Origin of the sequence: Microbispora sp. KK1-11 (assembly GCF_006874435.1) — a bacterium.
GTDB lineage: Bacteria > Actinomycetota > Actinomycetes > Streptosporangiales > Streptosporangiaceae > Microbispora > Microbispora catharanthi.
The window spans coordinates 63,500-76,161 of sequence record NZ_VIRJ01000009.1 but is presented as its reverse complement, the minus strand read 5'-3'; the positions used below and the strand labels follow the sequence as shown (position 1 = coordinate 76,161).

Sequence of the window (12,662 nt, the reverse complement as noted above, 5' to 3'; positions counted from 1 at the left end):
CACCAGTTCGGCCAGGCGTCCACCATGCGCATGGTTCTGGAGCGGCATCCCGGCGAACCGGCGCACCCCTCTGCCTGTGATCAGGACATGATTCGCCGTCGCACCGTGGACGAGCTCGCCCATCGGGCGGGCATGTCCCGCAGGGCGTTCATCCGGCGCTTGCAGCAGGAGACGGACACCTCGCCGACGGCCTGGCCGACCGCCGCCCGCATCGACTGGGCCCGCGAGAGGGCCGGCTAGGACTTCGGAACGTACCCCGCCAGGTCGTCCTGCTCGATGACCTCGTCGGCGGGCGGGGCGGTGATGACGACACGGCATCCCCAGCCGGTGTAGCGCGTGTCCGTCCGCGCGTACACCGAAGTCTTCGCCTGCCCCAGGGTGTCGGTGGTGACCAGGCGTGTGACCAGGCCGTCGTGGCCGGTCCAGAGTCGCCAGGAGATCTTCCCCTTGCTCTTCTTGGCGGATAGTCCCGAGAACGGGTCGACGTAGTGGCCCTTCGTGACCCCGCCCATCTCCTTGTGGCTCATGGTGCCCCGGTAGAGGCGACCGCCGGAGACCGGCGAGCTCCTCGACCGCTTCAGCACGGCCCTCAGTACGGACGGGTCGTAGACGTCGACGGGCTGCAGGCCGGCGGCCGGGGCGAGGTAACGGGTCATGCCCGCCGCGTGGTTTCTCCGGATCCACTTCTTGCCGTCGGGGACCGGCCCGGGATACTGCGCGACGTCGTAGTACACGTCCTTGCCCACCCTGATCACCCGATAGGAAGCCGGTTTCCCGGACTGCTCGCCGCCGGTGCCGGTGCCAGGATCGGGTACGTCTCGCCAGGTCAGGTCGACCGCCACCGCGCCCGAAGGGCCGAACTGCACGGTGCTGCTGATCCGGAACGCGCTCCTGGACTTCGCGCCGAAGAACACGCGTGCGGTCTCCGACGTGCGGACGCCCTGCTCCTTGCGGAACTGCCGCTTGAGCGCGTCCACCGGATCTGGGGGACCTCCCTGCGCGGTGGCGGCGGGCGCCGTGGCGACGGATGCGGACGTGATCAGTACGGCGACTGCCAGGGCAGGCCATCGTCTCATGGGGGGTTCGTCCTTGTTGTCGAGCTATTGCGGCATTTCACAACATAAGTGGTCGATGCGGGAAGTGGTCATCTTCCCAGACGGATCGCCGCCATCCATGCGTGAGTCGTGTCGTCGGCCCACGCGCACCCCGCCGCCGAACCGACCGCCACCGAACCGACCGCCACCGAACCGACCGCCACCGAACCGATTGCGAACGACAACCGGATGACCTAGCGTTGGCTTACCGATTGCAAAACGCAACCAGATGGGAGGCGGCCACGAATGAGCGACACCGAGCCGCAGACCGCGACCGGGAAAGTCCTCTGGCACTTCACCATGTCGCTGGACGGTTTCGTGGCGGGGCCGGACCACGGGATGGACTGGATGAGCGGGATCTCGGCCCGTCCGGGCCTGGTCGACGAGTACGTCCGGACCACGGGCGCCGTCCTGGGCGGCCGGGACGGCTGGGACTCCGCCGGTGGCCACCGCCCGTACGGCGGCCTCTGGGACGGCCCGGTCTTCGTGCTCACCCATCACCCCGAAGACGCGACACCGGCCGACGGCGTCACGTTCCTGAGCTGCGACCCGGCCGAGGCGGTGCGCATCGGACTGGAGGCGGCCGGCGGCAAGAACCTCGAAGTTTTCTCGCCCACCATCGGGCGGCAACTCCTCGAACTGGGGCTGATCGACGAGGTCGACCTTCACATCGCGCCGGTCCTGCTCGGCGAGGGCATCCGGCTGTACGACAACCCCGGCGGCGAGCCGATCCGCCTCCACCGGCTCGGCGGAGGCGACCCCGCCTCGGTCGTGAACGTACGCTACCGGCCGGCCACGACGGCGCGGATCCCGGCCGAAACCGCCGAGTGACCGCGCGGCGGCGGCACCGATCGTCACGCACGGCCGCGTACGCGGTCTGACACCCTGTACGGATGCGACAGGTCACCGTGCTCGGCAGTTGTGGCGCCTTTCCCGAACCGGGCCGCGCCTGCAGTGGTTTCGCGGTGGACTGGGACGGCTTCCGCCTGGTGCTCGACCTCGGGTACGCCACGCTGCCCCGGCTGCTCGCACGCTGGCCGGACGGTGCGGTGGACGCCGTCGTCATCACCCACGAGCACCCCGATCACTGCATCGACCTGCACGCGCTGTTCCGGATGCGGTTCTACGGCCGGCCGGGCGCACCGCGGCTGCCGTTGTACTGCCCGCCGGGCGTGCTCGACCGCGTCGGCGGACTGGAACCCGACGTCGACCTGCGCGCGGTCTTCGAGGTGCATCCGCTGCCTGGCGGCCATCGGGTGGGGCCCTTCGAGCTGACGGGACTGTCGCTTCCGCATCACGTGCCCAACGCGGGCGTCCGCCTGGAGGCCGGCGGAATCGCCCTGGCCTACTCCGGCGACACCGGCCCGACCCCGGTGCTTGCCGAACTCGGCCGCGACGCCGACCTGTTCATCGTCGAGGCCACCGACCGCGGCGGCGAAACCGGCCGCTCCCCCCGCAATCTCATGACTTCCGCCGAGGCCGGTCACTGGGCCCGGCGGGCGGGCGCGCGCCGCCTGATGCTCACCCACTTCTGGCCGGGCAACGACCGGGCCGCCTCCGTGGCGGCCGCTCGGGCGGCGTTCGGCGGTGACGTGCTGGCCGCCGAGGAGGGCCTCACCGTCGAGATCGGTGAAGGTGTGCTCGCGAAGGACGTCCCAAGCGGTGGCGCGGGCCCCGGGTGACGCGCCGCCGGCGCCTGCCGGGCTGGTCGAGCCCGCTCAGGTCGCCGGCGTACGGTCGAGACCCCCGGTGGCGCGGGTCCGCGCCGGGGTGGTCAATCCTTGCTGTGCCCCGGGTTGCGGCGCGCGACGTACAGGCGGTTGCCCTCGGGGCCGGTCCACTCCAGCCGCACGACGCCGGGCACGGCGGCGTCGCCGATGCGCGACGGGTCGGCCCAGTAGCCGAAGTTGGGGTTGCGGAAGAACGTCGCCCAGAGCTGGCCGCTGCGGTCCACGAAGATGTTGTTGTGGCCGGCGCCGACGCCCAGGGTCCACCGCTTGGAATACGGCCCCTCGAACTTGTCCGCGACGGCGATGATCGCGTCGTACTGGTACTGCACGCGGCCGGCGGCGGGCGTGTCGTAGGCGTACCGCGTGCTGCCGTCGGAATTGGCCGACGAGCGGTCCCAGGCGGCGTGGATGAGGTAGTACTTGCCGCCGTATTTGAACACGTACGCGCCTTCGAGATACGGCTCGGGCGCGTAGGGCGTCTGCTGGAACTTCGGCAGGTTCGTCGTCGGGATGATGTCCTCCATGTCATCCCGGAACTTCGCGTACAGGTTGTTGTGCAGCACGAGCCACGCCTCGTCGCCCTCGCTGTAGAGGCCGCCGTCGATGTGGTGGTAGGCGCCGGGCTTGATGAAGGCCGGTCCCCCGATGAAGGAGTCGCCGAAGGGCTTGTCGTAGTTGCCCTGGATGAGCCGGTACGGGCCCTCCACCCCGCCCTCGCTCACGAGCATGAACGAGCCGACCTTCTGGGAGTGGTCGCCCATGCACGCGACGATGTACCACTTGCCGCGGAAGTAGTGCACCTCGGGCGCCCACGCGTTGCCGCGCTTGCCGAACTGGTCGTCGTACCAGTACTCCTGCCACGGAGCGACGACCGTGCGCCCGGGCCGGTTCTCGCCGACGAACTCGGGCGACCACACCTTGCCCTTCTCGGCGTCCGGCCGGATGCCGGTGGTGTCGGCCAGCTTCCACGGCCCGTGCAGGGATGTGGCCGTCCACACGAAGATGCCGTCGTTCCACGGGGCGGCCGCCTCGAGCCCGGGCACCCGGGTGGTGCCGGTGGCGACGTAGAGCGGACGACCGCCGACGTCGAAGCAGTTGACGTAGGTGTCCCGCATCCAGACCCGGCCGAGCTCCTCGTCACGGGGGCGCAGCTCCAGCGGGAGGATGAAGGAGTTGTCGTCGCGCGGCCACAGGTCCGGCCGCGTGTCCGCCAGGCCGTAGGGCGCGAGCTCGGGCCAGTTCGACGGGTACCGCCCCTTCGGCGCGCCCCCGTTCGGCAGCTCCTTCGGGTCCGCGTGCGCGGCGGCCGCGGGCAGCGCCGCCGCTCCCAGCAAGCCCGCCACACCGGCCAGCACGGACCGCCGGCCCACGTACAACCCGTTATCGGAACCAGTCATCAGTAGCGTCCTCCTTTCTCACGCAGGACGCGGGCGCCCTGCCGGGAGGACACGGTAGTGAGACTTATTTCGACAGTGAACAGACGACAGAAAGGTTCTCGAGGGGCCTCGGTCGGGCCCGGCGTCGGCCGGGCATTCTCCCGGCTTCGCATCGAGACCGCCTGTCCCCGCGGGCGTGAAGCGGAATGGGCACCGTGGCCGCGGCCCGAGAATCAATTCGCCGGCGACAGAAAATCGCCCTGAGTTTTTCCGCGCCCCAGCGTCGAAAGGAATCAGCCGGGAAGGCGAAAAACAATTTCCGAATCGCCCTCCACGTCGATTTGTCCTCTCCCCGCCCCGGCCTGCCGGACCGGCGCGATCGAGCCGGCTCGATCGGCCGAAAACCGGTTGCGGGAGAGGGCCGGAACGCGGAACGCTCCCCGGCGTGAAGATGCATGCCGACCAGCTGACGGTGTCACAGGAGACGGTGCGCGCCTTGGTGGACGAGCAGTTCCCGCAGTGGCGGGGCCTGCCCGTCACCGCCGTCGGCGCCCATGGGACGGTCAACGCCATCTTCCGCATCGGCGATCACTTCACGGCCCGGTTCCCCCTGCAGCCGGGGCCGGTCGACGCGACGCGACGCTGGCTGGAGTCCGAAGCGGAGGCGGCGCGCGAACTGGCGGGCAGCACCCGCTTTCCCACGCCGGAGCCGGTCGCGCTCGGCGAGCCCGGCGTGGGATATCCGCTTCCGTGGTCGGTGCAGACGTGGCTGCCCGGCGCCGTGGCGACCGACGAGGACCCGGGCGAGTCGGTCGCGTTCGCCCACGATCTCGCCGATCTCATCGCCGACCTGCGCGCGGTCGGCACGCGTGGCCGCACGTTCTCCGGCAAGGGCCGGGGAGGCGACCTCCGGTCCCACGACGGATGGATGGAGACCTGCTTCGAGCGTAGTGAGGGACTGCTGGACGTTCCCCGGCTGCGCCGGATGTGGGAGACGTTCCGGAACCTGCCGCGCGAAGCGGCCGACGTGATGACCCACGGTGATCTCATTCCCGGCAACGTGCTCGTGTCCGCCGGCCGCCTCGCCGGGATTCTCGACGGCGGCGGCTTCGGGCCGGCCGATCCCGCTCTCGACCTCGTGAGCGCCTGGCACCTGCTTGAGGCGGGGCCGCGCCGGGTGCTCCGCCTCGACCTGGGGTGTGACGACCTCGAGTGGGAGCGGGGCAAGGCATGGGCCTTCGCGCAGGCGATGGGGGCCGTCTGGTACTACCTCGGGACCAACCCCGTCATGAGCGGGATGGGCCGGCGCACCCTGGAACGCATCCTGGCGGACGGCGGGCCCGCCTGAGCCTGCGCCCGCCACCGGACGCCCCACCGCCGGAAGCAGGACTCAGCCGCGGGTGACGTCGACGCCGCCGAAGACGCCGTAGTTGCGGACGCGGACGACGCGGCCGGAAGGGTCCGGCGTTCCCGGCTCCACATCGCGGCCGCCGAACAGGCTGAAGCCCTCGACCTCCACCGTGACGTCGGCGGGCACCCGCAGCCGCACGCCGCCCGCGATCGAGATCTTCGTCACCGAGGTGACCGGCGCGATCTCGGCCTCGCTCAGGTCGAGGTCGGCGCCGCCGACGGGAGTGAGGACGACCGTGTCCGCGGGCACCCGCCCCGGCCCCCGGCGCTTCAGGCCGCCGAGGAGGGAGATGTGCCAGTCAGTGCGCTGCGATGAAGGCGTGTTCGTCATGACCTTGACGGTACGGATCGGCCGATGTGGCGATAAGTGCCGCACGTCGTGTCCTGACCCGTGACACTCGTCATATCCGCAGCTCAGCCCTCAGAAGAGGGTGCCGGAAAAGGGCGATGAGTCCGTGTGGAACAGCTCCTCCGCCGTCTCCAGGGCGCCGTCGCTGTGGACGGTCACCCGTCCTGCCTTGGCGTGCTGCCACCAGCGGGAGCCGCCCAGGTAGAGGGCGGCCAGGGTCGCGACGTCCACGGAGAGATCGGCCCCAGAAAGATCGGCCCCAGAGAGATCGGCATGTCCCCCGGTCCTTGCGGCCCCGTGGGCGCTGATCAGGTAGGTCCCGGTGTTGCCGGGCAGCAGGTCGTCGGTGACGGCGAGGACGAACGAGCCGGGGCCGCGATAGCCGCGCCGCGCCAGTGCGGCGGGCACGTCGACGAGGCGCAGCCACGTTTCGTCGCGGACGGAGACCGTACGGACGGCGCGGTCGTCGGTCAGCAGCAGCGGCAGCGGGTCGTCCGGGGCGGTGAACGGCAGGATGATCCGGTCGACGAGGTCGAGGCCGAGCAACCACCGGACCAGCCCGGCGTAGGCGTCCGGTGTGGCGGCGACGAGATCGTCGACGACGATCGCCCGGTCCCGGCTGGTGAACCACTCCGCCGTGTCCGCGGGGTGGTAGCGGACGAACCCGTCTTCGGATCCGTCCTCCCCGTGCACGGCGACGTAGGCGGGACCGGGGTCCGCGGCCTGCCGCTGCTCCTGCTGCCGCCACCAGGAGACGGGCCGGCCGATCGCCCCTGTCCAGGCCGCGGCGGACTCGTAGATCTGGGCGAGCGTCTTCCAGGAGGACGCGGGGTCGGCCAGCCTGACTCGGCCCCCGGGCGGCACGGTCGCGCGGAGCACGGCCTGCCTGCGGGACACCTCCCGGCGGGCGGCCGACCCGGCGATGCCGTACCCGAAGCGCTCGTAGATGACCGCCTCGGAGGCTCGCAGCGTGGCCGCGATCTCACCCCTCGCGGCGGCGTCCGCGAGCTGGCGGCGCATCAGCGCCGTCACGATGCCCCTGCGGGTGTGCGTGGGCAGCACGCCCACGTGCGTGACCGCGGCGTGCGGGATTCGCGCGCCGCCCGGCACGACCAGCGTGCTCGCGTAGGAGTCCGCGGTGCCGACGAGCTCGGTTCCGTCGAAGGCGCCGAGGGTGCGGCCGGGTTCGAAGAACTGCGTGACGTCGGTTCCCGCCGGCAGGGGCGGCAGGCCGAGGAGGGCGGTGCGGAACGTCGCCGACGCCGCGAGCAGGTCGTCCTCCCCGCTCAGCACGCGCACGTCGAAAGTCATGTCTTCTCCTTCAAGGGGGTCAGCGGGCGGCGGGGTCGCGCAGGCGGGTGACGACGTCGACGGCGAACGTCGAGACCACGAAGATCGCCGCGGCGAGGATCGTGGTGCCGATGACGACGGGGAAGTCCCCGCCGACCGCCGCCTCGACGGCGAGCCGTCCGACGCCGTCGAGGCCGAAGATCTGCTCGGTCACGATGGCCCCGCCCATCAGCGCGGCCAGTTCCAGCCCGCCGAGCGTGATGATCGGGTTCAGCGCCGCGCTGAGCGCGTGGCCGAAATGCACCCTCCGCTCGGTGACGCCCTTGGCCCGCGCCGTACGGATGTAGTCGGAGCCGAGCACGTCGAGCATGTTCGCCCGCACGACGCGCTGGAAGATCCCGATCTCGGCGACGGCGATCGTCAGCCAGGGCAGCGCGAGGTGCCTGGCCCATTCGAAGGGGTTCTCGGTGATGCCGACATAGCCGCTGCTCGGGAACCACCTGATGCCGTACGTCGAGAGCGTGAAGTACAGGAAGTAGGACAGCAGGATCCCGGTCAGGAACGTCGGGACGGACAGGCCCGCGTAGGACAACGCGGACAGGATCCGGTCCACCCAGGAGTCCGGCCTCCTGGCCGCCGCGACGCCGAAGAGGATCGACAGCGTCATCCAGATGACGAGCGCGCCCAGCGCCAGCGACAGCGTCACCGGGATCTTCGACAGGATCAGCCCGGTGACCGGCCGCTGCTGCCTGAACGAGTACCCGAGAGCGGGCGGCCAGTTGAACAGGCCCATCGGCGCGCCCTGGATGTCCGGGCCCCGGTAGAGATAGTGCCAGAGCTGCAGATACCACGGCTCGTCGAGGCGCAGCGCCCGGGTGATGCCGTCCAGGGTCTCCTGGGTGGCGTTGCGGGGCGCGAGCACCGCGGCCGGGTTGCGGTAGGCGACCCTGGTCATCGCGAACGTGATGACCAGCACGGCCAGCAGGGTCGCGAGGGCGCGGGCCGCGTGGCCCGCGATGTGCCTTCTCATCGCCGGCTACCCCTGGGGATCGAGGACGTTGCGGATGCCGGAGCCGATCGCGTTGAACCCCAGCACGGTGACGAACATGGCGATGCCGGGCCCGAGCAGGAACCACGGCTGCACCTGGTAGAGGGACGACCGCTGGGCCTCCGCGATCATGTTGCCCCAGCTCGCCGTGGGCGCCTGGACGCCGACCCCGAGGAACGACAGCGTCGCCTCGGCGAGGATGTTCACGGGAAGCTGGACGGCCCAGTAGACCGCGACCACCGGAAGCACGTTGGGCAGGATCTCCCGCACGATCAGACGGCGGCGGCTCACGCCGATCGAGAGCGCGGCCTCCACGAACGGCCGGTTGCGCAGCACGACGACGAGCCCGCGGGTGAGCCGGGCGAAGTAGGTCCAGGCGAACAGCGAGATCACCAGCACGACGAGCAGCACCGGGTCGACGACGGGCTCTCCGTCGCCGCCCCGGTTGAGCGCGACCAGGCTGAGCGCGGTCACGACGAACGGGAACGACAGCGCGACGTCGGTGCCCAGGGACAGCAGCCGGTCGGTCCTGCCCGGGAAGAATCCGGCGACCAGGCCGACGGCCGTGCCGGCGACGAGGGCGAGGGTGGTCGCCGGGATTCCCACCAGCAGGGAGATGCGCGCGCCGTACAGCGTCCGGATCAGCACGTCGCGGCCGTTCCCGTCCGCGCCGAGCAGGAAGTGCGCGTTCGGACCGGTCGGCAGCCCGTTCTCGGCCAGGGCCTCCGACCGGAACTGCTGGTCGGGGCCGTGCCCGGTGAGCGCCGCCGCGACCGGCGCGAGCAGCGCCGCCAGCACGACCACGCCGACCAGGATCAGCCCGGTCCTGGCGGAGCGCTCGGCGAGGATCGCCCGCAGCACCGGGAACCGGCGTACGGCCTCCTCCTCGGCGTACGCCTCGGCGACAACGACCTCAAGCTGTGTCTCCCTAGGCATGGGCCACCCGCCCCGGGATCGAGTCGAGCAGTGCCCGGGTGTACGGATCCCGGGGGTCGTCGAACACCCGGTGGACCGGGCCCTGCTCCACCACCCGGCCCTGGTTGAGCACGACGACCCGCTCGCACAGGTCGGCGACCACCCCGAGGTCGTGGGAGATGAACAGGAACGACGTCCCGAGCTCCGCGCGCAGCCGCCGGATGAGGGCGACGATCTGCGTCTGCGTGGTGATGTCGAGCGCGGAGACCGGCTCGTCGGCCACGACGACCGAGGGCTCCAGAGCGACGGCGCGGGCGATGGCCACGCGCTGCCGCTGCCCGCCCGACAGCTGCGCCGGGAGCCGGTGCAGCACGGACTGGGGCAGTTCCACCCGCGCCACCAGGGCCTCGACTCTGGCGCGGATCTCGGCGGCCGGCAGATCGGTGTTGACCACGAAGGGCTCGGCCAGCGTCGCGGCGATGGTGCGCCGCGGGTTGAGGCTCCCGTAGGGGTCCTGGAACACGACCTGGACGGCCGGGCGCAGGCTCTTCGGGAGCCGCACGTCACCGGGCGCGTTGTAGACCTCGCCGCGCAGCGACACCGATCCGGCGGTCGGCCGGGCCAGGCCCGCCACGATCCTGCCGATCGTGGACTTCCCCGACCCCGACTCCCCCACCAGCCCGACGATCTCGCGCTCCCGCAGGTCGAACGACACGTCGGTGAGCGCCGTGAACGACTCCTTGCGGCCGGGCCTGCGGTAACTCATGTGCAGCGCGCTCGCCCGCAGCAGCGGCGCGCTCCGCGCATCACGTTCGGGCGGCTCGGGAGCCCGTACGAGCGCCCGCCCGTGCCGGGCCGCGCCGAGCAGCGCGCGCGTGTACGCGTGCCGGGGGGCGGCGTAGAGCTCCGCCGCCGGCGCCGCCTCGACCACCTCGCCGTCGCGCATGACGACGACGTCGTCCGCGATGTCGGACACCACGGCCAGGTCGTGGCTGACGAAGATCAGCGCGGTGCCGTGCGACTCCTGGAGCCGCCGCAGCAGTCTCAGGATCGACGCCTGCACGGTGACGTCGAGCGCCGTGGTCGGCTCGTCGGCGATGATCAGCTCCGGGTTCAGCGCGATCGCCATGGCGATCATGGCACGCTGGCGCATGCCGCCGGAGAACTGGTGGGGGTGGTCGTCGATCCGGCGTTCCGGGTCCTTGATGCCCACCTCGCCCAGCAGGTCGAGCACCCGCCGGCGCAGCGCCGCCCGCCCCACCCGCTCGTGGGCCGTGACGGCCTCGCCGATCTGGGCGCCGATGGTCTTGAGCGGGTGCAGGTTGCTCAGCGGGTCCTGGAAGACGAACCCGATGTGCCTGCCTCTGATCGCCCGCAACCGGGCCGGTGCCAGCCGGGTGAGGTCCGCGCCGCGGAAAAGGGCGCTTCCCCGCACCTCGGCCCGGCTCGGCAGCAGCCCGGTCGCGCCCAGCAGCGAGACGCTCTTGCCGGAGCCCGACTCGCCGACCAGCGCCAGCGTCCTGCCGGGCTCCACGGCGAACGACACGCCGCGGACCGCGGTGGTCGTCCGTCCGCGCCGCCCGAACGTGACGCGCAGATCCTCCACGGAGAACAGGGTCATGACGGCCCGCTAACGTGCCGGGCCGACGGCGATGTTGGTGATGTCGGCCTGGGTCGCCAGCGACGACCAGGTCCAGTTGCGCACCCGGTCGGAGGTGATCGCGACCTTGCGCTTCTCGAACAGCGGGATCCACGGGAGGTCGGCGGAGACCAGCTTGTCGGCCTCGGCCCAGACGGGCCCCGGGTCGTCGGAGGGGAACGCCTTCGCCGCCAGCTTGTTCAGCTCCGGGTTGTCGTAGCAGATGGCGTGGACGTTGCCGGTGCCGCAGGGCGCGGCGTCGGAGTCGAGCCAGCCCCCGAGCAGCATTCGCGTGCTCGGCCCCTGCCAGTCGGGCGCGAAGGACGCGCTCAGGAACACGTCCCAGCGGCTCTTCGGGTCCTGCAGGTACGCGCTGGACTGTGCGGGCGGGACGGGGATGAGGTTCAGCTCGATCCCGGCCTTCGCGAGGTCGGCCTTGAGCGTGACGGCGATCGTCTCGAACTGCGCGTTGACGCGGTAGACGGCGTCGAGTTTGAGCCCGTTCGGATACCCGGCCTCGGCGAGCAACTGCTTGGCCTTCGCGGGGTCTCCGGCGTTGCCCGGCGTCGGGTACGGGTCGAAGTCCTGGTGGCCCAGGATCGTCGAGGTGATGATCTGCCCCAGGGGCCTGGCCGCGATCTTGCCGCCCTGCGCCTGCACGAGGTTGGCCTTGTTGACGGCGTACGCCAGGGCCTGCCGCACCTTGAGTTTGCGCAGCGCCTCGGCGCCGGGCGAGGTCGCCTCCGGGCGGGCGTTGATCGTGATGAAGTTGGCCGCCCCACTGTCGGAGGAGTGCAGGTAGGGGCTGTCGCTCGCCTGGTACTGCTGAATCGTGGACAGCGGCGGCACGTCGAGATAGAGCGACAGGTCGGCGTCGCCGGACTGGATCTTCTGCACCACCGCGTCCTCGCTGTTGGTGGTGAAGTCCACGACGATCTCGTCGACGTACGCCTTGCGCGCCGGGTCGCCCGCGTGGTCGTAGCCGGGGACCTTCTTCAGCACCAGGCTGCGCCCCGGCTCGTACGAGGCGATCTGGTAGGGCCCGCTGGAGGGGTAGTTCTTGCGGAACTCCAGCGAGTCGCCGACGTACTTGGAGGCGACCTCCTCCGGCAGCGGCGACACGAAGTTCATCGACAGGATGCTGAGGAAGTCGTAGTTCTTCGTGTCCGAGCGCAGCACCAGCGTCTTGTCGTCGGGCGCGGAGACGCCCGGGATGTCGTGGCTGTCGATGAACGCCTTCGATTCGGCCGGATCTCCCGGGGGCACCTTGGCGAACTTCTCGCAGTAGCCGCGGAAGCCGGAGAAGGCGAGCTGGAAGTAGTTGATGGCGGCGACCTGCTTGTTCGGGTCGCAGAACCGCTTGATCGCGTAGACGAAGTCGCCGGCCACGATCTCGCGGGTGGACGAGCCCGAATATCTGATGCCGTCGCGCAGGTGGAACGTGTAGGTCTTGCCGTCCTTGCTCACGTCCCACGACTTGGCCAGGTCGGGCACGAGCGTGGTGTCGTCCTTGATGTCCTTGGCGCTGCCCGGGTAGGTGACGAGCTGGCGGGTGAGCGCGCGGATGATCTCCCAGGAGTCGGTGCTGTAACCGGTGAGGGGATCGAGCGCGTCCAGGTCGGACTGCAGCGACGCGATGCGCAGCGTGCCGCCGGCGGCGGGGGCCCCGGCCACGTCACTCGCGCCGCCGTTCGTGCCGCTGTTTTCCGGTGGAACCGGGCCGGCGCAGGCGGCCAGCAGAGCGGCGCACGCGGACGCGGCGAGCAGGGAGAGGAGCGGCCGGCGTTCGCGGGGCGTCTTGTTCACGATGG

Annotated in this window: 12 protein-coding genes; 4 read left to right on the top strand and 8 right to left on the bottom strand. The window is 71.0% G+C overall.

From position 1 onward, the window contains the following. The first annotated feature begins 87 nt into the window (after positions 1-87). Positions 88-240: an AraC family transcriptional regulator gene (locus tag FLW16_RS15440; RefSeq protein WP_260615292.1), complete on the top strand. Its 153-nt coding sequence runs from the start codon at positions 88-90 to the stop codon at positions 238-240. Here the strand turns inward: FLW16_RS15440 and FLW16_RS15435 are convergent. Further along, positions 237-1,076, bottom strand: coding sequence for a hypothetical protein (locus FLW16_RS15435; RefSeq protein WP_142560717.1), 840 nt, complete (start codon positions 1,074-1,076; stop codon positions 237-239). The genes FLW16_RS15440 and FLW16_RS15435 overlap by 4 nt on opposite strands. 264 nt (positions 1,077-1,340) lie before the next feature. On the opposite strand from FLW16_RS15435, the gene FLW16_RS15430 reads away from it, so the two are divergent. Both FLW16_RS15430 and FLW16_RS15425 read left to right on the top strand, forming a co-directional pair. Then, complete coding sequence (locus FLW16_RS15430) at positions 1,341-1,925, top strand: dihydrofolate reductase family protein (RefSeq protein ID WP_142560716.1); 585 nt, start codon at positions 1,341-1,343, stop codon at positions 1,923-1,925. 62 nt (positions 1,926-1,987) lie between these two features. Further along, the gene (locus FLW16_RS15425) at positions 1,988-2,776 is read left to right on the top strand and encodes an MBL fold metallo-hydrolase (RefSeq protein ID WP_142560715.1); all 789 of its coding nucleotides are present in this window, start codon (positions 1,988-1,990) and stop codon (positions 2,774-2,776) included. A gap of 92 nt (positions 2,777-2,868) precedes the next feature. Here the strand turns inward: FLW16_RS15425 and FLW16_RS15420 are convergent, their stop codons facing one another. Then, the gene (locus FLW16_RS15420) at positions 2,869-4,221 is read right to left on the bottom strand and encodes a family 43 glycosylhydrolase (protein WP_142560714.1); all 1,353 of its coding nucleotides are present in this window, start codon (positions 4,219-4,221) and stop codon (positions 2,869-2,871) included. Between the two features lie 430 nt (positions 4,222-4,651). Between FLW16_RS15420 and FLW16_RS15415 the strand changes: the two genes are divergently transcribed. Next, entirely contained in the window at positions 4,652-5,548 is an 897-nt protein-coding gene (locus FLW16_RS15415) for an aminoglycoside phosphotransferase family protein (protein ID WP_142560845.1), read from the top strand. 42 nt (positions 5,549-5,590) lie between these two features. Here the strand turns inward: FLW16_RS15415 and FLW16_RS15410 are convergent, their stop codons facing one another. The 6 genes from FLW16_RS15410 to FLW16_RS15385 all read right to left on the bottom strand — a co-directional run bounded on the left by FLW16_RS15410 (position 5,591) and on the right by FLW16_RS15385 (position 12,657). Next, entirely contained in the window at positions 5,591-5,941 is a 351-nt protein-coding gene (locus FLW16_RS15410; RefSeq protein ID WP_142560713.1) for a hypothetical protein, read from the bottom strand. A 90-nt stretch (positions 5,942-6,031) separates the two neighbouring features. Next, positions 6,032-7,270, bottom strand: coding sequence for a GNAT family N-acetyltransferase (locus FLW16_RS15405; protein WP_142560712.1), 1,239 nt, complete (start codon positions 7,268-7,270; stop codon positions 6,032-6,034). A gap of 19 nt (positions 7,271-7,289) precedes the next feature. Next, a complete protein-coding gene (locus FLW16_RS15400) occupies positions 7,290-8,279 on the bottom strand; it encodes an ABC transporter permease (protein WP_142560711.1) in 990 nt (329 codons plus the stop codon). A 6-nt stretch (positions 8,280-8,285) separates the two neighbouring features. Continuing rightward, a complete protein-coding gene (locus FLW16_RS15395) occupies positions 8,286-9,233 on the bottom strand; it encodes an ABC transporter permease (protein WP_142560710.1) in 948 nt (315 codons plus the stop codon). Next, positions 9,226-10,833: an ABC transporter ATP-binding protein gene (locus FLW16_RS15390; protein ID WP_142560709.1), complete on the bottom strand. Its 1,608-nt coding sequence runs from the start codon at positions 10,831-10,833 to the stop codon at positions 9,226-9,228. The genes FLW16_RS15395 and FLW16_RS15390 overlap by 8 nt, the downstream gene beginning before the upstream one ends. Before the next feature lie 9 nt (positions 10,834-10,842). Beyond that, positions 10,843-12,657 carry an ABC transporter substrate-binding protein gene (locus FLW16_RS15385; RefSeq protein ID WP_221891092.1) on the bottom strand — a complete coding sequence of 605 codons (1,815 nt, stop codon included), beginning with the start codon at positions 12,655-12,657 and terminating at the stop codon, positions 10,843-10,845. Positions 12,658-12,662: the final 5 nt, after the last annotated feature.